At 65.2% G+C, this 16,835-nt stretch carries 20 protein-coding genes; 13 read left to right on the forward strand and 7 right to left on the reverse strand.

Annotation, left to right across the window (positions count from 1 at the left end; genetic code table 11):
* Nucleotides 1-26: 26 nt before the first annotated feature.
* Both ACFWHR_RS04865 and ACFWHR_RS04870 read right to left on the reverse strand, forming a co-directional pair.
* Nucleotides 27-257, reverse strand: a complete 231-nt coding sequence (locus ACFWHR_RS04865; RefSeq protein ID WP_382447141.1) for a hypothetical protein — start codon at nucleotides 255-257, stop codon at nucleotides 27-29.
* A 74-nt stretch (nucleotides 258-331) separates the two neighbouring features.
* Nucleotides 332-1,135, reverse strand: a complete 804-nt coding sequence (locus ACFWHR_RS04870; RefSeq protein WP_382447142.1) for an aminotransferase class IV family protein — start codon at nucleotides 1,133-1,135, stop codon at nucleotides 332-334.
* A gap of 26 nt (nucleotides 1,136-1,161) precedes the next feature.
* On the opposite strand from ACFWHR_RS04870, the gene ACFWHR_RS04875 reads away from it, so the two are divergent.
* Complete coding sequence (locus ACFWHR_RS04875) at nucleotides 1,162-1,539, forward strand: MerR family transcriptional regulator (protein ID WP_382447143.1); 378 nt, start codon at nucleotides 1,162-1,164, stop codon at nucleotides 1,537-1,539.
* A gap of 137 nt (nucleotides 1,540-1,676) precedes the next feature.
* The gene (locus ACFWHR_RS04880) at nucleotides 1,677-1,916 is read left to right on the forward strand and encodes a hypothetical protein (RefSeq protein WP_382447144.1); all 240 of its coding nucleotides are present in this window, start codon (nucleotides 1,677-1,679) and stop codon (nucleotides 1,914-1,916) included.
* Nucleotides 1,917-1,941: 25 nt separating this feature from the next.
* Here the strand turns inward: ACFWHR_RS04880 and ACFWHR_RS04885 are convergent, their stop codons facing one another.
* Nucleotides 1,942-2,883, reverse strand: a complete 942-nt coding sequence (locus ACFWHR_RS04885; RefSeq protein ID WP_382447754.1) for a helix-turn-helix domain-containing protein — start codon at nucleotides 2,881-2,883, stop codon at nucleotides 1,942-1,944.
* 252 nt (nucleotides 2,884-3,135) lie between these two features.
* Between ACFWHR_RS04885 and ACFWHR_RS04890 the strand changes: the two genes are divergently transcribed.
* Both ACFWHR_RS04890 and ACFWHR_RS04895 read left to right on the forward strand, forming a co-directional pair.
* The gene (locus ACFWHR_RS04890; protein ID WP_382447145.1) at nucleotides 3,136-3,465 is read left to right on the forward strand and encodes a hypothetical protein; all 330 of its coding nucleotides are present in this window, start codon (nucleotides 3,136-3,138) and stop codon (nucleotides 3,463-3,465) included.
* 69 nt (nucleotides 3,466-3,534) lie between these two features.
* Nucleotides 3,535-3,864 (forward strand): hypothetical protein, encoded by a 330-nt coding sequence (locus tag ACFWHR_RS04895; RefSeq protein WP_382447146.1) that lies wholly within the window; start codon nucleotides 3,535-3,537, stop codon nucleotides 3,862-3,864.
* A 24-nt stretch (nucleotides 3,865-3,888) separates the two neighbouring features.
* Here the strand turns inward: ACFWHR_RS04895 and ACFWHR_RS04900 are convergent, their stop codons facing one another.
* A complete protein-coding gene (locus ACFWHR_RS04900) occupies nucleotides 3,889-4,212 on the reverse strand; it encodes an ArsR/SmtB family transcription factor (RefSeq protein ID WP_382447147.1) in 324 nt (107 codons plus the stop codon).
* Between the two features lie 80 nt (nucleotides 4,213-4,292).
* Between ACFWHR_RS04900 and ACFWHR_RS04905 the strand changes: the two genes are divergently transcribed.
* The 5 genes from ACFWHR_RS04905 (at nucleotide 4,293) to ACFWHR_RS04925 (ending at nucleotide 8,791) form a co-directional block, all read left to right on the forward strand.
* The gene (locus ACFWHR_RS04905; RefSeq protein WP_382447148.1) at nucleotides 4,293-5,492 is read left to right on the forward strand and encodes an MFS transporter; all 1,200 of its coding nucleotides are present in this window, start codon (nucleotides 4,293-4,295) and stop codon (nucleotides 5,490-5,492) included.
* 192 nt (nucleotides 5,493-5,684) lie between these two features.
* Complete coding sequence (locus tag ACFWHR_RS04910) at nucleotides 5,685-7,367, forward strand: ABC-F family ATP-binding cassette domain-containing protein (RefSeq protein ID WP_382447149.1); 1,683 nt, start codon at nucleotides 5,685-5,687, stop codon at nucleotides 7,365-7,367.
* A 36-nt stretch (nucleotides 7,368-7,403) separates the two neighbouring features.
* On the forward strand, nucleotides 7,404-7,799 hold the full coding sequence (locus ACFWHR_RS04915) for a DUF1304 domain-containing protein (RefSeq protein WP_382447150.1): 396 nt from the start codon (nucleotides 7,404-7,406) through the stop codon (nucleotides 7,797-7,799).
* A gap of 59 nt (nucleotides 7,800-7,858) precedes the next feature.
* A complete protein-coding gene (locus ACFWHR_RS04920; protein WP_382447151.1) occupies nucleotides 7,859-8,200 on the forward strand; it encodes a DUF1801 domain-containing protein in 342 nt (113 codons plus the stop codon).
* 102 nt (nucleotides 8,201-8,302) lie between these two features.
* On the forward strand, nucleotides 8,303-8,791 hold the full coding sequence (locus ACFWHR_RS04925) for a MarR family winged helix-turn-helix transcriptional regulator (RefSeq protein WP_382447152.1): 489 nt from the start codon (nucleotides 8,303-8,305) through the stop codon (nucleotides 8,789-8,791).
* Here the strand turns inward: ACFWHR_RS04925 and ACFWHR_RS04930 are convergent.
* Together ACFWHR_RS04930 and ACFWHR_RS04935 are read right to left on the reverse strand one after the other, a co-directional pair.
* The gene (locus tag ACFWHR_RS04930) at nucleotides 8,784-9,686 is read right to left on the reverse strand and encodes a TIGR01777 family oxidoreductase (protein ID WP_382447153.1); all 903 of its coding nucleotides are present in this window, start codon (nucleotides 9,684-9,686) and stop codon (nucleotides 8,784-8,786) included. The genes ACFWHR_RS04925 and ACFWHR_RS04930 overlap by 8 nt on opposite strands.
* Nucleotides 9,687-9,735: 49 nt before the next feature.
* Complete coding sequence (locus ACFWHR_RS04935) at nucleotides 9,736-12,015, reverse strand: MMPL family transporter (protein ID WP_382447154.1); 2,280 nt, start codon at nucleotides 12,013-12,015, stop codon at nucleotides 9,736-9,738.
* 149 nt (nucleotides 12,016-12,164) lie between these two features.
* Here ACFWHR_RS04935 and ACFWHR_RS04940 point away from each other — a divergent pair, with 149 nt between their 5' ends.
* Together ACFWHR_RS04940 and ACFWHR_RS04945 are read left to right on the forward strand one after the other, a co-directional pair.
* Nucleotides 12,165-13,745 carry a YdiU family protein gene (locus ACFWHR_RS04940; protein ID WP_382447155.1) on the forward strand — a complete coding sequence of 527 codons (1,581 nt, stop codon included), beginning with the start codon at nucleotides 12,165-12,167 and terminating at the stop codon, nucleotides 13,743-13,745.
* Nucleotides 13,746-13,961: 216 nt separating this feature from the next.
* Complete coding sequence (locus ACFWHR_RS04945; RefSeq protein ID WP_382447156.1) at nucleotides 13,962-14,450, forward strand: PACE efflux transporter; 489 nt, start codon at nucleotides 13,962-13,964, stop codon at nucleotides 14,448-14,450.
* Nucleotides 14,451-14,580: 130 nt separating this feature from the next.
* Here ACFWHR_RS04945 and ACFWHR_RS04950 read toward each other — a convergent pair whose 3' ends face one another.
* Nucleotides 14,581-15,129 carry a type 1 glutamine amidotransferase domain-containing protein gene (locus ACFWHR_RS04950; RefSeq protein ID WP_382447157.1) on the reverse strand — a complete coding sequence of 183 codons (549 nt, stop codon included), beginning with the start codon at nucleotides 15,127-15,129 and terminating at the stop codon, nucleotides 14,581-14,583.
* Between the two features lie 252 nt (nucleotides 15,130-15,381).
* On the opposite strand from ACFWHR_RS04950, the gene ACFWHR_RS04955 reads away from it, so the two are divergent.
* Both ACFWHR_RS04955 and ACFWHR_RS04960 read left to right on the forward strand, forming a co-directional pair.
* A complete protein-coding gene (locus ACFWHR_RS04955; protein WP_382447158.1) occupies nucleotides 15,382-16,026 on the forward strand; it encodes an SDR family oxidoreductase in 645 nt (214 codons plus the stop codon).
* Nucleotides 16,019-16,771, forward strand: a complete 753-nt coding sequence (locus ACFWHR_RS04960) for an SDR family oxidoreductase (RefSeq protein ID WP_382447159.1) — start codon at nucleotides 16,019-16,021, stop codon at nucleotides 16,769-16,771. Before ACFWHR_RS04955 ends, ACFWHR_RS04960 begins: the two co-directional genes overlap by 8 nt.
* The last annotated feature ends 64 nt before the right edge of the window (nucleotides 16,772-16,835 follow it).

Genomic DNA, 16,835 nt, shown 5'->3' on the forward strand with positions numbered 1-16,835 from the left:
GGTCTCAGGCGGGCAAAGCCGAGCAGCTACTTGCTTGCCTGCTCCGCGTCGTAATCGGTGTCGCGCCGCTTACGACGCGGTGATGTTGTCGACTTCACAAACAGGCGCACGAGAGACTGCTTCTTCTCGAAGTAGGCGTACCGACTCAGCTGGCCGGCCTCGTACTGCGCCTCGAGCTCTTGCAGCGTCTCCTCAGCGGTAGACGCGTCAAAGCGCGAGTACCCATTGGCGAGCGTGTGCTCTTCACGAATTCCCACGGTGCCCCCTCTATTCACAAGGATGCTACGCGACGGCGCCGACATTGCTACCGAGCGCGCGCCGAGCGGTCGGGTCACACCGGTTCCGGCGGTTCATCCGCGTACGCCGCGTGGAGCAGATTCGGGAGCGCGGAGTCCTGGTTGAGGGGCGTGCCACCGATGTGCGAAACAGGAATGCCCGGGGACCATGAGTTCATCACGACCGCTGCGAGGTGGTCTCCCAGGTCCGAGAGTCGGATCTCCCTCGTCTCTTGAGGGACAGCGAGGATTTCGAGGCGGCGCTTCAAGATCTGCATCGTGATACCGGGAAGAACATCGGCCCGCGGCCAAATCACCGATGTGCCATCCCAGAAGGCAAGGTTCCAGATCGTCGCTTCGCTCAGTCGCCCGAGTCGGTCAGTGAACGCTGCGTCGTCGAACCCCTGCGCATTGGCGCGTCTCAGCAGGAGAGTCTTGGAGACCTCGCCGACGTGCTTGATGTGAGGCAGATGCCGCTCGTGTTCGACCACGTCAAGAGTGAGCGGGCCGGTTGGAGCCTCAGCCGGGCCGTTAACCCTCACGAGGACGTCAAGTGCGGTCGCGTCGCCCGCCGCCGCGAACTCACCGGGTCGCGAAGAGACGAAGCAGGTCAGAGACACATCCGGGGGAGTGGTTACTAGGGCGATGTGCAGGTACTCTCGCACCGCCTCATCGCTCAAATGCCTGCCGAAGAGCTCATCGCTCGCGGCGCGGAGCCTGGCCAGGTGCAGGTCCAGGCCGCGCGCACCGCGGTCTCTGATCTGTAGCGCGGTGAAGTGGGCGAATCCCGCGAATGCGAGAGGGGCGAGCTCCGAGGCGTCGGCGGTTCTACCATTGAACTGTGTGATCGAAACGGTCATGGAAGCGACCCTAGGAGTTGACACCAGTGGCAGAGGCAAGTCGAGAGCGCATCGAGCGACCGTTGCGGGTGGGCGATCTCGCCGCCCTGACCTCGACCACGCCGCGGATGCTGCGGCACTATGAGAACGAGGGGCTGATCGAGGCAGAACGCTCGTCGACCGGTCAGCGTCTCTTCGGTTCTTCGGCCATCGAGCAGGTCCGGTCGATTCGTCGTCTCCTGGGAGCGGGTCTGCCCGTCGACGCCATCCGGGAGTTGCTCGACTGCATCAATGGTGCTGATCGGATCGAGCCCTGCGCCGTTCCAGTGCTCGTTGAGCACCTGCACGCCTACGACGGACGTATTGCCGAGCTCACGACCACGAGGGAAGCGCTGCAAGGGCTGATCGACTCTTCGAGCCGGTGACGGCAGGCCCTGATCCCCGCGGCGCTTCGCTTCGCCGCGCTGCACCCCGCGTACCACGAATGCGCACCGCGGCGCATCGGGGTACCGCGGGTCACCCGGTGCGGCTAGCGTGTGACCAACACGGGAAGGAGCTACTCATGAACGAATCTCACAACCACCCGCACCCCGCGAACGAGCACGAGGCCTCGAACGGCGCAGGCACCGTCAGCACTCCGCGCGACGGCGCGACCCTCGATCACCCGGTACTTGACGGGTCGACTGAAGACTACGGCCAGGAGGGGCAGGAAAAAAACCCTCGCTTTGGTCAAGAGAACCCCGAACTGATCCGGCGCCCCGAAACCGGCGAGGAGACGCCGACCCCCGACGAAGAATCCTAACTTCTTCGGGAGCGGCAATCCGGGCTCAGCGGTCCAGCCGCTTGCTCGGGTGCACGCCGTATTCGGCCCGATACGCGGACGAAAATCTTGATACGTTCGTGAATCCCCAGCGTCGCGCGATGGCCGCGACCGTTTCGCCGGGTGCCGCATCAACCAGCTGGTGATGCGCACCGGCGAGACGGGCGCGGCGGAGGTAGTCGCTCGGCGTGAAATCGAGCGAGCGCCGAAACGCGTACTGCAGGCCGCGAGTGGAGATGTGCGCGGCAGCGGCGACGTCGTCGATCGTGATGGGTTCGTGTGCGTGAGCGTCAATGTAGGCAAGCGCACGCCGCACAGTGCTGGGTGCCGCCGTCCGCTGTGGCGATCCTCCCCAGGTGTCGGCGAAGGTCGTCGAAAATGTCGACAGGATCGTCCAGAGCGCGTGCCGTTGGAGCCCCGCGCCGACTACGGTTTCGGGATCAAGCGTTGCGCTGCCCGACAGCACCGATGAGGCGAGGTAATTGAACGTGCGTTCCCACTGCGCGGCCTCGGCGTCGCCGACCGCCTCCGGGCGACGCAGCTGGACGGTGAGCGAGTCATCACCCGAGATGTCTCGTGCGAGCCGCTGCGCGTGAGTGCGGTCGAAGACCATGGCGCGGACGATGGCAGTGTCATCCCAGTGCGCTGTTACGGGCTGCCCGTGCGATGCCCACGGTCTGCCGAGTGGCAGCGTTCGCCGCTCCGACTCTGATCCGCCACGCGGCGACTGGACGCTGCACGTGAAGAGCTGATCCTCGGGCGCGATTGAGGCTTCGACCGTTGCTGTCAGCTGGTAGCGAATCAGCGAGAAGCCCGATGCGGCCGCCGAAAACCACTCCAATTTGCAGCGCTCGTCATCGACGTTCAACAGTCGTGACGATGGTGCATATTCCTGCCAGGTGCCAGCGACTGTTTCGGAATCCGTCGTGCGAAAGCGCCGAATCTGCATTGCTGACACGGGCCTCGTCTTTCGGTTTTTGGCGCGCGGAACTGCGCTCATTCCGAGCGTAGGCAACCCGCTCGACGATGCACTAGGCCTGGCCTTTGCGCAAAGAATATGCAAGTAGCTCGTTGACGCGGCGGCGCCGACGTCTCTCGACGCCTGAGCGCGCGCGAAGATTTATTGCGCTTGATGTAACTTTTGCCGTGGCTCGACCCCGTATTGCCGCTCATCGCCCGGCGCAGCTGCCACTATTACAACATGGGGTATTTGGTGCACGGGGGTAACGAGTACGAGTTCGAGGATCGCCTGCTGGCGCACCTCAAAACAGTGATCGGCCAGAAGCTGAAGAAGCAGGAGAGCTTCTTCTTGAGCTGGACGAAATCGCCGGGGGAGGGCAGCGGACGCATCTCAGTGTGGTTGTCGCCGTACACGACGATTGCGTTTCGGTTTGCGGGGAGTCGTCCACCTGAGCTGAGCGTCGCGTGGGTGAAGGTGCTCGCCGCGATGTCGCATACACCCCGCGGTCTTGTGGTGCTTTCCGAAGAGGATGCGGCCGCGTACGCGAAGAAGAATCCCGACCTGCTGTAGCGGCGTTTTCCCCTGTGCGCGTGGGGTCTTGCCAGTGACTCAGGGGTCGGGTTGTGCCATGATGCAGCTATGGGGTTCTTGTTCCACGGACGTACTCAGTACGAATTCGACGATCGCACGCTCGCGCACTTGAAGATCGCAATCGCTCAGAAACTGCGAAATCAGGAGTCCTTCTTCTTGAACTGGAGCATTCCCACCGAGGAGGGCAGCGGTCGGATGTCGATCTGGCTATCGCCGTCGTCGGAACTCGCGTTTCATTTTCAGGCCGCAAGAGCTCCCGAACTGAACGTGGTGTGGGTGAAGGTGCTCGCCTCGCTCGCGTATTCTCCGCGGGGGCTCGTGGTAATGAGCGAGGCCGAGGCGGAGCAGTACGCAGCGAAGAACCCGGATCTGCTGTAGTTCTTGAGGCTTTCGCTCGAGCGGTTAGTGAGCGTTTGCTGCGCTGAGGATCGCCTCGAGTAGCCCCGGGAACCGCGCGTCGAGATCGTCGGCACGCAGCGAAAGCCGACGGCCGCGACCATTCGCCTCGTTGCGGATTACCCCGGACTCGCGCAGCACCTTCATCAGGTGCGACTTCGTCGATTTCGGCATGCTCGGATCGGTTGGTTCGCACGACGCCATGTCGAGCGGGCCGTGCACCAGCTGTCGAGCAATCGTGAGGCGCTCGGGATCGCTGAGCGCGAAGAGCACGTCGTGGAGCGAGATCTCGCCGCGCTCCGGGTGCGGCAGCTGTGTCGCGGTTGGCATGGTTCGAGAATAGTTGAACCAATCTGAGAATGCCAGTAGGCTCGCTCCGTTCGAAGTTTGTCGAACCGAATGGAGGAATCGTGGTCGCAGGAGCTGCAGGAGCGGTCGAAGCCGTGCGCGGCCGACGATTCGGGTTCGCACTCGCCATCGTGAGCATCACGGCGATGATGGCGGGCGCCAGCGCGCCGTCGCCGTTCTATCCGGTGCTCGCGGAGACTATCGGTTTCACGCCGCTCGTAACCACCTCCATCTTCGCGGTCTACGCCCTCGCGCTTCTGCTTACGCTATTGATCGCTGGATCCCTGTCAGACCATGTCGGGCGCCGGCCGGTTGCCAGCATCGGTCTGGTGCTACTTGCCGTGAGCATCTTCATGTTCTGGCACGCGGAATCGGTCGGTCTACTGGTTGGCGCTCGAGTCGTGCAGGGCGTAGCGAGTGGGCTGCTGCTGTCAGCGGTGTCCGCCGCCATCGCTGACCTCGAGCCAGCATCGCGACCGGGCTCCGCGGCGGTCTGGAACGCGGTCGCGCCCATGCTCGGGCTCGGCATCGGAGCTCTCGTGGCGGGGCTTGCCCTTGACGGTTCGGCCGACGCCATGACACTGATCTTTGCGCCGCTCGCGGTGCTCTACGTGGTGTTGGCGATCCTCTTTTGGTTCATTCCCGAAACCGCGCCGAGAACACCGGGTGCCCTACGCTCCCTACGTTTGCAGCTCACGGTACCGCGTGAAATGCGCGCCGACTTCCTGCGTGGTGCGCCCGCGATCTTCGCGGGTTGGGCGACCGGTGGGCTGTTCCTGTCACTCGGGGCGAGCATTGTGCACGTCGAGCTCGGCGGAGTAGAGCACGTCTGGCAGGGGCTCGCCGTCGGCGTGCTCGCAGGCTCTGGCGCGATCGCCGCCTTCTTGCTGCGACGGCGGTCTGCGCGCACGATCGCGATTTACGGCACGGCCGCGCTCGCGGTCGGTACGGCGGGCTCCCTGGTGGCGCTCGGAATCGGATCGCTGCCCGCGTACCTGGTCGCCGTCGCGGTAACCGGATCGGGATTCGGCACCGCGTTCTTCGGCGTTGTCAGCTCGTTGTCTCCGCACATTCCCGCGACGCAGCGAGCCGACGTGTTCGCGGTGATCTTCCTCGTCTCGTATGTGGCGTTCGGAGTTCCCACCGTGATTGCCGGTCTGCTGGTGCAGTTCTTCGGGCTGACTCCCGTGAGTTTCGGGTACGGCGCGGTGGTCGTGGTGCTCGCGGGCGTCGCCTGCGTGACGCGGCTACGGCGCGGATAGGTCAGCTCGGGCCATCGGGGTAGCGCATCTCGCTTCAGGCGGGGTAGTCTCTTGCGCATGGATATCGAGGTCGACAGAAAGTAGCGCCCACGTGCGTGGCGCCTCTGTGCGCGTGCATCACGTGAACGTTCTGTCAATCGCCTGGGCTTGATCCATTCTGGGTCGCCGGGCCGACCCGAAACGAGCTTTTTGATGTCCCAATTTTCTGCTTCTGCAGCCGCGTCCGCGATCGTGCTGCGAGATCTTACTTACGACTGGCCCGACGGCTCAGTCGCGCTCAGTGACGTCTCGGGAACTTTTCCCGTGGGTCGCACCGGCCTCGTCGGCCGCAACGGCGCAGGCAAGTCGACATTGCTGCGGCTGATCGCGGGCGAGCTCACGCCGACCGCCGGAACCATCTCGACCTCCGGCGATGTCGCGTATCTGCCCCAATCGCTCACTCTGCGGCGTGAAACTACAATCGCTGAGCTGCTTGGTATCGCAGGGACGCTCAGCGCCCTTCGCGCAATCGAGGCGGGCGATGTCGACGTGCGGAACTTCGATGCGGTGGGCGACGACTGGGATATCGAGTCACGCGCCGACGAAGCGCTGCACCAGATCGGGTTTACGGCGCGGGAGCTCGATCGCAGTGTGGCAGAGGTCTCTGGGGGAGAGGCGATGCTCATCGCTATCACCGGATTGCGGTTGCGACGGGCGCAGATTACCTTGCTCGACGAGCCCACAAACAATCTCGATCGTCGCACGAGAGCCCGACTGGGAGCCTATATTGATGACTGGCCAGGAACGCTCGTTGTTGTGAGTCACGACCTCGAACTGCTCGAGCGAATGGAGCACACCTCCGAGCTCTATGGCGGAGATCTCACGACGTTTGGTGGCCCGTACAGTGCCTGGCAACTGCATATCGAGCAGGAACAGGCCGCGGCCGTGCAGGCTGCGCGAGCTGCGCAGCAGGCGTTGAAGGTTGAGAAGCGGCAGCGCGTCGAGGCTGAGACGAAGCTCGCGCGGCGGGCGCGCACTGGCCGCAAGACCCAGCTCGAAGGCGGCATACCCAAGATTTTGGCGGGTCGGCGAGCAAATAGTGCGCAGGTCGCTGCCGGATCGATGCGGGCATCACTTGACGGTCACGTGCAGGCCGCGCAGGCGTCCGTTGACGCGGCCGATTCCCGCGTGCGCGAGGATGACCACATCTCGCTCGATCTGCCGGACCCGGAGGTCCCCCGGGGGAGACGGCTCATCGAGTTCAACGGCGCAGATCGCGCGATCGTCGTGCAGGGTCCCGAGCGTGTCGCTCTCGTTGGACCGAACGGTGCGGGCAAGTCGACCCTGCTTGAGCGGCTCGTATCGGGCGGTGGTGAAGGAGGCCCTGACACCGGCGTGGCTCATGAGGTTGGCTCTCGTGCGCTCAGTGCGAGCCCGTCGGGGCGCCTGCTCACGGACCGCGTGGGATATCTGCCGCAGCGCTTGGACGGACTCGACGACGAAGCGAGTGCGCTCGAGAATGTTCGCGCCGTGGCGCCGAGCGTGCCGCCGGGGACGATTCGCAACGGACTCGCGCGCCTGCTGCTGCGGGGCGGGAGCGTCGATCGTCCTGTCAGAACGCTCTCGGGAGGTGAGCGGTTTCGCGTGTCTCTCGCCCGGTTGCTCCTCGCCGACCCTCCTGCACAGCTGCTCGTGCTTGACGAACCGACGAACAACCTCGATCTGACGAGCGTTGCGCAGTTGGCGGAAGCGCTGGACGCGTATCGGGGGGCGCTGCTCATCGTGAGCCACGATCAGGCCTTCTTGCAGCGCATTCGCGTGGACACCGTGATCGAAATCGGCGCGGACGGGCAGCTGCGCGAGCTCGGGGCGCTGCCGACGACGACGGTAGGCTGACGTGCGGGTCAAGGGAATCAGTGAAAGGTGACGCACATGGCGTTAATTGTGGTCGGTTTGGTGCTCGGAATCCTCGCGGCGCTGCTCCACGTGTATATCTTCTGGATGGAGTCGATCACGTGGACGAGCGCGAAGACTCGCGCGACGTTTGGCGTCGGCGAGCAGGAGGCCGCAGCGACGAAGGAGATGGCCTTTAACCAGGGCTTCTACAATCTCTTCCTCGGCCTGGTAGCGCTCATTGGAGCGGTCATCGCGTTTGTCGGAAGCGGCCCAGTCGGGTATGCGCTCGTGTTCGCGGGTGTCGGCTCGATGCTCGCTGCCGCGATCGTGCTGTTCGCGTCATCACCCGATAAGCGCGGCGCGGCGATCAAGCAGGGCACGATCCCGGCGCTCTCGCTGATCGCGCTGCTCGTGGGGCTGGCGATCGCCTAGCGCTGTCGGCTCGCAGAGCGGAGCTCCGTGAGCCGAGCCAGCAGGAGTACTATCAGCGCATGACTGAAGACTGGCGACCCACCCTCGTTGCTCGCCTCCGTGAGCTGCTTCTGCAGGCGGACGAGGGTGTGACCGAGGAAGTGAAGTGGCGCAAGGCGTCGAACCCCGACGGAGTGCCGACATTCTCGGCAGACGGACTCATCTGCACCGTTGAGACCTACACAGGCAAGGTGAAGGTGACCTTCGCGCGGGGCGCGTCGCTGAGTGATCCTGCCGGTCTCTTCAACGCGAGCCTTGACGCGGGTAAGCGTCGCGCGATCGACATCAGCGCTGATGATGACCTCGATGAAACAGCGTTTGTGTCGCTCGTGCAGACCGCGGTCGCCCTGAACCGCTCGTAACAGGCGGCGGCCGCGCCGCCACCCAGACGGGACGCGGTATTATTCCGTTGCGGCGGTGGGGTCGCGCCCGATATTCGGGCAACCAAGGAGTGACTGCGAAGAATGTACGGCGACAACGAGCGCGACGCGCATGTGCTCGCGCTACTGCGTGCCGTGCGAGGCTTCGGTGATGCACACGACCGCATGTCCGGCGGCATGAAGCACGGCATGGGCATGAACGCGAGTGACCTCGCGGCGCTGCGGCTCCTGATCATCCGTGCTGAGGAGGGGAGCCCCGTCAGCCCGAGGGACTTGTCGGCACATTTGCGCATCTCGACAGCTTCGACGACGAAGTTGCTCGATCGATTGACCGACTCGGGCCATGTTCGGCGTGCTCCGCACCCGAGCGACCGTCGCGCACGCGTGATCGAACTCACGGACGCCGCACGCCAAGACTTCTTCCGGCTCTTCGGCCCCCAGCTCGCCGCGATGCGCCAAGCGATGGCTCCGTTCTCGGAGGCAGAACTCGAGATCGCCGAGCGCGTGTTCCGCGCAATGGGCGCGGCGATCGATCCGGAGACCTCCCCGCGCCCGGCACCGGCCGCTACCTGAGTGCCGCTTCGACGGCCTCCTCGACCGTGCGATGCGTGAACTGGAAACCCGATGAGACGAGCGCATCGGGCGTGACATCGGCATCCGCGAGAAGCAGTGAGTCGGCCGCGTCGTGCCCGAGGGCGAGTCGCAGCGCCCAGGCCGGGGCGGGTACGAGAAACGGTCGGCGCAGCGTGCGCGCGAGCGCCCGACCCGTGTCGTTCGCCGTCGCCGGAGTTGGCCCCGTGAGGTTGACGGGTCCGGCGACATTACTGTCAATCAGGTGCCGGATCGCGTTGACCTCATCGGTCAGCGTGATCCAGGGCCAGACCTGCGTACCGTGCCCCAGGGGCCCGCTGACTCCGAGCTTCGTCAGTAGAATCAGCGGCTTGAGTACACCTCCGCGATCGATGAGCGGCGCAGTTCGGAGCAGTACGACTCGCGCGTCGGGGCCCGCGCTCCGAGCGACGCGCTCCCACTCGGCGCACAGTCGTGCGAGAAACGTCTCGCCAGCGGAGCTTGATTCTGACAGCCGTTCACCCGGCCTGTTGCCATAGAACCCGACCGCCGACGCGTTGAGTAGCGCGGGCGCCTCAGCGCCGAGCTCGCGAAGCGCCGCGGCAATCGTGCGCGTGGGTTCGAGGCGCGACGTGCGCAACGCCTCGCGATAGCCGCGAGTCCACGGAAGCTTGCCGATGCTGGCCCCGTTGAGGCATACGACGGCCCGGGCGCCGGCGAGCACGGCCGGGTCGAGTGGTGCCTCGCCGGGCCGCCACTCAACCTCATGCGCTGTCCGCGGCGCGCGACGGACGAGTTGGGTGACCTCGACCCCGTCGCTCGCGAGGGAGCGCGAAAGGGCGCGACCTATCAGGCCTGAACCGCCGGCCAGCACCACACGTCCCGCATCTTTCGCCATGCTCCGCTCCGATCTTCGTCTCCGACAAGTGTCTCGCGAAACCGGCCCGCTACTTGCCGATTTCGGTTCCTGCCTCGGGTGCGACGTGCGCCGGGTGCTCCTCCACCGTGTGGTCGTCGCGCCGCTGCTCAACCGCTCCTGCGTGTACGGGGGCGTGATCGCCCGCGTGCCGCTCGTCACGCCACAGCTTCGAGGGCCACCAGATTGCGCGGCCAATGTCGGTTGCGAGCGCCGGCACGAGCAGCGACCGAACGATGAACGTGTCGAGCAGGACTCCGAACGCGACGATGAAGGCGATCTGCACCAAGAACAGAATCGGAATCACCGAGAGTGCCGCAAACGTCGCCGCGAGCACGAGTCCGGCTGAGGTGATAACGCCGCCCGTGATTGTCAGGCCGCGAAGGATCCCCTCGCGGGTGCCGTGTTTGCGCGACTCCTCTCGCACTCGCGTCATGAGGAAGATGTTGTAGTCGATTCCCAGCGCCACCAAGAATACGAATCCGTAAAGCGGCACGGCGGGGTCTGCCCCCGGGAAATCGAAGACGTTATTGAACACCAGCGCGGCTACTCCGAGCGCGGTGCCGAACGACAGCACGGTGGTCAAGATGAGCAGGATCGGCGCGAGAATCGAGCGCAATAGCAGCATCAGAATGACGAGGATCACCACAAGCACGAGCGGAATGATGAGATTGCGATCGTGAATCGAGGCCTGATTGGTGTCGACCGCGGTTGCGGTGACGCCGCCGATGAGCGCGCCCGTGCTGTCAAGCTCCGTACGCAGGCTCGTGATGGTTTCTGCTGCGGCGTCAGAATCGGCTGCATCCGAGAGGGTCGCCTGCAGCAGCACCTTGCCGTCATTCACAGTTGGTTCTGGTGCGGGGGTCCCGGGAGGGCCGAAGGCCTGAATGCCGTCATCAGTCACTGGGGCAGTGCCGCTCGGCGAATCGCTCGCGGTAACCGAAACGCTGTCGACACCGTCATGCGCCAGCAGGGTGTCAGCGGTCGGCTGCAGGCGATCCTCGTCGACGAGTACGTAGGCCGGGCTGCCCGATCCGCCTGGGAAGTGCTCACCGAGCACGGCCTGACCGTCGCGCGCTTCAGACTGGCCGAGTACCAGATCCGACTGCGGAATGCCCGTCGCTTGCAATTGCGTCGCGCCCGCGGCGCCAAGCGCCAACACGAGCACGGTCACGATCCAAATTGGTCGTGGGTGGCGCCGGATCACCCCGGCGAGGCGCCGCCACAGGCCGCTGGTGGGCATCCCGTTTTCGGCCGCGACCACTTCGGGTTCAAACTTCGGGCGGCGCGGCCAATACGCGGCGCGGCCAAACGCGAACAGCAGCGCTGGCAGCAGGGTGAGCGCGGCGAGCATCGCAAAGACAATGCCGATCGCGGCGACCGGGCCGAGCGTGCTGTTCGACTTGAGGTCACTCAGCAGGAGGCAGAGCAGGCCAACGATCACGGTGCCGCCCGATGCGATGATCGGCTCGAATGAGCCCTTGATGGCGGCGATGACCGCAGTGCCGCGATCCTGCGCGATGCGCAGTTCCTCTCGGAAGCGCGCGACGAGCAGCAACGAGTAGTCGGTCGCGGCGCCGATCACGAGAATGAACAGAATGCCCTGGGTCTGGCCGCTGAGCAGCAGCACGCCTGCGTCAGCGAGGTGCCAGATCACGAACAGTGCCACGCACAGCGCGAAGAGGCTGGTGCTCAAGACAACGAGCGGCAGCAGCAGTGAGCGGTACACAATGATGAGGATTACGAACACCGCGAGCAGTGCGACGAGCAACAGGATGCCGTCAATCCCGGCGAAGCCGGCTGCCAGGTCTGCGGTGAATCCGGCCGGGCCAGTGACGTGCACGTCGACGCCGTCTGGAGCATCAGCGCGCAGGGTGTCGCCGAGTTCGGCGACCACGTCTTTGATCTCGGCGTCGGCGTCGATGGGCACGAACACCTGCACGGCCTGCCCGTCTTCCGACGGGATGGCCGGGGAGACTTCATCGGTCACGCCGGAGAGTTCCGTCGCGTCCGATGTCGCAGTGTCGATCGCGTTCAGCTGATCTTTCGTGAGCTTCGAATCATCGGTCGACGAAAAAACGACGATGGCTGGAATCGCGTCGTCGCCGAGAAAGTCGCCCTGCACTTCGCGTACCGCGGTCGCATCCGCGGAGGAGGGAAGGTAGCTCGTCTGGTCGTTCGACGATACCTGGTCTACCTTTCCGAAGAGTGGTCCGCCCGCACCCGCGCCGGCGAACCAGATCACGATGAGCACGGCCGGCAGCAGGATGCGCAGCCAGCGACGCGGGCTCCGGGTGTCGGGTTGAGACATTTTTCTACTATCTCCTCAAGAAAGTATCTAGCTTAGCTAGGGAAATAGTAGCGGGTTTTGGATCATGATGCGAAGATCCCCGTCTGCCACGTGTGTCGCCTCGTGTCGAGGGCCCCGCGCAGGCGAAGCGGCGACCGTAGACTCGCGACATGTCTGAGTTTCGCCCCAGAATCACCCCGTCCGAGGCCGCGGCCGCTGCAGCTGAGGCGACCGCCCACGGTGCTCCGCGCGATACCGTCGACGTGTTGCCTGCTGACGCCGGGGTCGTGCTCGCGCACGACTTTGCGACGCGGTTGCCAGAGCTTTCGATTCCGTGGCGCGCGGCTCGGCCCGATGAGCCTCGACTTGTCGTCTGGAACTCCGAGCTCGCGGCGTCGCTGGGGATCGAGAACAGTTTGCTCGGCGAAGCGCGCGTGCGCTTCGTGCTGGGGAACGCCCTGCCTGTCGGTAGCGAACCCGTCGCCCAGGCGTACGCCGGGCACCAGTTCGGCGGCTACTCACCGCGGCTCGGCGACGGTCGCGCGCTGTTGCTGGGGGAGCTGCGATCCGCCTCGGGTGAACTGCTCGATGTGCATCTAAAGGGGTCGGGGCGCACGCCATTTGCGCGCGCCGACGGATTCGCGGCGCTCGGCCCGATGCTGCGGGAGTATCTGATGGGGGAAGCGATGCACGCGCTCGGCGTGCCGACGACGCGTGCGCTCGGGGTGGTCGCCACGGGGCGGCGCGTGCCTCGCGATGGTGAGTTGCTCGACGGTGCGGTGCTCGCTCGCGTAGCGAGCAGCCACCTGAGGGTCGGTAGCTTTCAGTTCGCGCGAGCGCAGAACGACGACGCGCTGCTCGCTCGCGTAGCCGATTATGCGATTGAGCGGCACGCGCCGTCGCTTGGTGGTGCTGAAGCCGGCTCAGGCGATCCGCTCCGATACGTCGGTTTGCTCGATACGGTGATCGAGGCTCAGGCCAAGCTCGTGGCGCAGTGGGTGCTGGTGGGGTTCGTGCACGGCGTCATGAATACCGACAACATGACTATCTCGGGCGAGACGATCGATTATGGACCGTGTGCGTTCATTGACGCGTTCGATCCCGCCGCAGCCTTCAGCTCGATCGACCATCAGCGACGATACGCGTACGGCAACCAGCCTTCGATCGCACTCTGGAACCTGACCCGGTTTGCCGAGTCACTGCTGCCCCTGCTCGCGTCGGATATTGACGCGGCGAAAGAGGTTGCTGTGACGTCTCTCGACCGCTTCGGAGAGCTCTACAACGCCGCGTGGATGGCGGGCGTTCGCGAGAAACTGGGCCTCGCGGGTGCCTCGTCGCGCGCGGCGCTCGATGAGGGTGCGCTCGCCGAAGTGACCGCCGAGATGCTCGCGGACTTGCAGCAGCACCGCGTCGACTACACGAGCTTCTTTCGTGCGCTCGCCGACGCTGCGCGGGGCGATGGCGCGGCGCTGGGCGGCGCGTTCCCGCCGGGAACGCAACGGGAATGGCTCGCACGGTGGCGGGCCGCCGGCCCCGATGCGGATGCTATGGATCGCACGAACCCCGCGTATATTCCCCGAAACCACCTCGTGGAGGAGGCGTTGACCGCCGCGACCGAGAGCGATCTGGTGCCGTTCGAAACGCTGCTTGAAGTGCTGTCGCGGCCGTTCGATGTGCGCGCCGGGTATGAGCGATTCGAGCGTCCCGCGCCGGACGGTGGCCCCGCGCACGTGACATTCTGTGGAACGTAGGGCTTGTTGACCTGGGGTGGGAGCTCGTCCAGATCAACTGTTTCCGTTGCGATTCGTGGGTTTCGCAACGTAATCCGTTGTGTTATAGTAATTGTGCTGGCGTTATCGGCGTAGCTGCCGCGGTCTCCTGCTGTGGCACTCTGTCACGGCGCCGCAGCGTCAGCGCGAGTTGGAGTGATACCCGTGACCGCCCCAGGCCACACCGCGGAGCTTTCCGTGTCTCCTCATTCATCCGCACGCAATGCTGCTCAGCCGCGCGCGCATCAGATCTTCGCCGGTCGCACCGTGCTTCGTCGCGTCGTGTTCGTTGGCGGGTACGAAACGCTCAGCGTGGTGTTCACGGTCTTCGTGCTCGGCGCGCTGCTCGGTCACGGCGGAGCAGAATCAACGCTGACAGCGATCCTGGTATCGACGACCGCGACCGTGTGGAACTACCTCTGGAACACCGGCTTTGAGGCCATCGAGCGGCGCGTGGGCGCCACTCGCCGCGGTGTCGTGTCACGCGCTGTGCACGCGCTCGGCTACGAGGGCGGGGTGCTGGTGTTCACCATTCCGCTCGTCGCCCTGATGCTCGGCATCGGTCTCGTCGAGGCGCTCATGATCGAGGGCGGATTGCTCGTGTTTTTCCTCGTATTTACTGTCGCTTACACGTGGTTGTTTGATCGCGTCTTCGGCCTTCCGCAGACCGCGACCCCCACGCACTAACCCCGCCGAGCCCCTGGCGCGCACTCAGTGTCGCCGCCGAACCCCTGGTAACGCGCCGAGCCCCTCCCGCAATGACGTACTTGCGGGAGGGGCTCGGCGTTGTGGAAGGGGTTCGGCGACCTTGGAGGGGCTAGGCCGTCTGACCCGAGTGCTTGCCCTCGCCGATTTCTTCGACCAGCTTTGCGTTGAAGGCGGGCAGATCGTCGGGGGTGCGGCTCGTGACGAGGCCCTCGTCGACCACGACCTCTTCATCGACCCACGTCGCGCCGGCGTTCTGCAGGTCGGTGCGCAGGCTCGCGTATGAGGTGACCTTGCGGCCCTGCAGCACGTCGGCGTCGGCAAGAATCCAGCCGCCGTGACAGATGGCCCCGACGGGCTTGTGCTGCGCGAAGAAGTCCCTGGTGAACGCGACGGCGTCGGCGTCAAGCCGAATCTGATCGCCGTTCACAACTCCGCCCGGAAGCACGAGCGCATCGAAATCGTCTGCCTTCGCCTCAGCTGAAGTGAGCGAAACCTGCTGTTCGTGTCCGTTCTTGCCCGTGATGGTGCCGGATTTCGTCGACACGACCGTCACCTCGGCGCCGTGTTCGGTGACAGCCGAGAGCGGTTCAGTCAGCTCCGAGTCCTCGAAGCCGTTGGTAGCGAGAATCGCGACGCGCTTGCCGGTGAGATGTGACATCAGTAAACCTCCTGGGTTCGGGAGTTTCGGTTTCGTCTTCGTCGGCGTGCGGCGCCCGTGCGCCCCGCCGACCATTCCAGGCTCGCTGAAGGCCGCGCAGAACGGCACCCCGTTGCACCGCTCACACCCGAACGCTACGCGCGCGAGCCCGCTGCGCTCGGATCGCGCTGCCCGCGGATCGGCCCGCGCTCGGATCGCGCTGCCCGCGAACAGTCTGGTTGCGGAGCAAGCCCCCGGCGTAGTGTGGGCCACATGACACGCATCATTATTTTCGGTGGACACGGCAAGATCGCACTGCTCGCGGAGCCGCTGCTGGTGGCAGCTGGAAACGAGGTGACGGCGGTGATTCGTAATCCGGATCATGCCGACGAGGTCCGCGCGACGGGAGCGACGCCCCTCGTCGCCGACATCGAACAACTCGACGTTGATGCTCTCGCAGAGCTCATCGCCGATCACGACGCGGTGGTCTGGTCAGCGGGCGCGGGTGGGGGAGACGCGAGTCGCACGCTTGCCGTCGACCGCGACGCCGCGATTCGCACGATGGAGGCTGCCGAGCGGGCGGGCGCGAAGCGCTACGTCATGGTGTCGTACTTCGGCGCCTCGCTCGACCACGGTATTGATCCGGAGAATTCGTTCTTCACCTACGCCGAGGCGAAGGCTCACGCAGACGAGCGTCTTCGCGCGTCCGAACTCGACTGGACCGTGCTCGGCCCGAGCGGGTTGACATTGGAGGACCCCACCGGCGCGATCGACGCTGAAGCCACCACCTCGGAGACTGTGTCGCGCGCCGATGTGGCGGCCACGATTGCGGCGGTGCTCGCCGATGACTCCACTATTGGGCGCACGATTCGCTTTAACACCGGTTCGACGCCCATCGCCGAGGCCGTGCGTGGCTGACACTGTTGCGATCGTCACCGGCGGGGCCCGCGGGCTCGGCCGGGCAATTGCGCTGGAGCTCGCAGAGCACGGTGCGCGCGTAGCGGTGTTCGACCTTGATATTGCGGGTGCCTCGCAGACGGCCGAGCTGATTCGCGCTGCCGGAGGCGACGCACTCGCGTGCGAGGTCGACGTTGCCGACGAACCAGCGGTGCAGGCAGGTGTGGCGCGGGTCGTCGAACGGCTCGGGCCGCCGCTCGTGCTGGTGAACAACGCGGGCGTCTTGCGCGACGATCTGCTGTTCAAGATGTCGGTCGCGAACTGGGACACGATCATGAACGTGCACCTGCGCGGCGCCTTCTTGATGAGCCGTGAGGTGCAGTCCCACATGGTGCAGGGCGGGTGGGGCAGGATCATCAACCTGTCGAGCACCTCCGCGCTCGGCAATGTCGGTCAGGCGAACTACGCGACGGCTAAGGCCGGTTTGCAGGGCTTCACAAAGACGCTTGCCCTCGAGCTCGGTAGATTCGGGATTACCGTGAACGCGGTCGCCCCCGGGTTTACCGTCACCGACATGACGCGCGGCGTGGCGGAGCGTGTCGGCATTGAGTTCGACGAGCTGGTCGAGCGCGAGGCAGCCGCCACGGCGGTGCGCCGCGTGGGTGCGCCGGAGGACATTGCGCACGCGGTCGCGTTTTTCGCCGCACCCGAGAGCGGGTTCGTATCGGGGCAGGTGCTCTACGTCGCGGGCGGCCCCAAGAGCTGATGCAGCTTCACGCAGCGCCGATCCGGCGTCGCTTTATTTGAATTACTCAAAATAAGCAGCTAGT

The sequence above is a fragment of the Leucobacter sp. NPDC058333 genome, from assembly GCF_042726155.1.
In the GTDB taxonomy this organism is placed as follows: Bacteria; Actinomycetota; Actinomycetes; order Actinomycetales; family Microbacteriaceae; genus Leucobacter.

What these genes read in the sequence shown, in the direction of transcription:
- ACFWHR_RS04910 (WP_382447149.1), top strand. Translation starts at nt 5,685, where the DNA reads ATGTCCCAATTTTCTGCTTCTGCAGCCGCGTCCGCGATCGTGCTGCGA.
- ACFWHR_RS04870 (WP_382447142.1), bottom strand. Translation starts at nt 1,135, where the DNA reads ATGACCGTTTCGATCACACAGTTCAATGGTAGAACCGCCGACGCCTCG.
- ACFWHR_RS04900 (WP_382447147.1), bottom strand. Translation starts at nt 4,212, where the DNA reads ATGCCAACCGCGACACAGCTGCCGCACCCGGAGCGCGGCGAGATCTCG.
- ACFWHR_RS04915 (WP_382447150.1), top strand. Translation starts at nt 7,404, where the DNA reads ATGGCGTTAATTGTGGTCGGTTTGGTGCTCGGAATCCTCGCGGCGCTG.
- ACFWHR_RS04895 (WP_382447146.1), top strand. Translation starts at nt 3,535, where the DNA reads ATGGGGTTCTTGTTCCACGGACGTACTCAGTACGAATTCGACGATCGC.
- ACFWHR_RS04950 (WP_382447157.1), bottom strand. Translation starts at nt 15,129, where the DNA reads ATGTCACATCTCACCGGCAAGCGCGTCGCGATTCTCGCTACCAACGGC.
- ACFWHR_RS04940 (WP_382447155.1), top strand. Translation starts at nt 12,165, where the DNA reads ATGTCTGAGTTTCGCCCCAGAATCACCCCGTCCGAGGCCGCGGCCGCT.
- ACFWHR_RS04955 (WP_382447158.1), top strand. Translation starts at nt 15,382, where the DNA reads ATGACACGCATCATTATTTTCGGTGGACACGGCAAGATCGCACTGCTC.
- ACFWHR_RS04935 (WP_382447154.1), bottom strand. Translation starts at nt 12,015, where the DNA reads ATGTCTCAACCCGACACCCGGAGCCCGCGTCGCTGGCTGCGCATCCTG.
- ACFWHR_RS04930 (WP_382447153.1), bottom strand. Translation starts at nt 9,686, where the DNA reads ATGGCGAAAGATGCGGGACGTGTGGTGCTGGCCGGCGGTTCAGGCCTG.
- ACFWHR_RS04880 (WP_382447144.1), top strand. Translation starts at nt 1,677, where the DNA reads ATGAACGAATCTCACAACCACCCGCACCCCGCGAACGAGCACGAGGCC.
- ACFWHR_RS04885 (WP_382447754.1), bottom strand. Translation starts at nt 2,883, where the DNA reads ATGCAGATTCGGCGCTTTCGCACGACGGATTCCGAAACAGTCGCTGGC.
- ACFWHR_RS04920 (WP_382447151.1), top strand. Translation starts at nt 7,859, where the DNA reads ATGACTGAAGACTGGCGACCCACCCTCGTTGCTCGCCTCCGTGAGCTG.
- ACFWHR_RS04890 (WP_382447145.1), top strand. Translation starts at nt 3,136, where the DNA reads ATGGGGTATTTGGTGCACGGGGGTAACGAGTACGAGTTCGAGGATCGC.
- ACFWHR_RS04925 (WP_382447152.1), top strand. Translation starts at nt 8,303, where the DNA reads ATGTACGGCGACAACGAGCGCGACGCGCATGTGCTCGCGCTACTGCGT.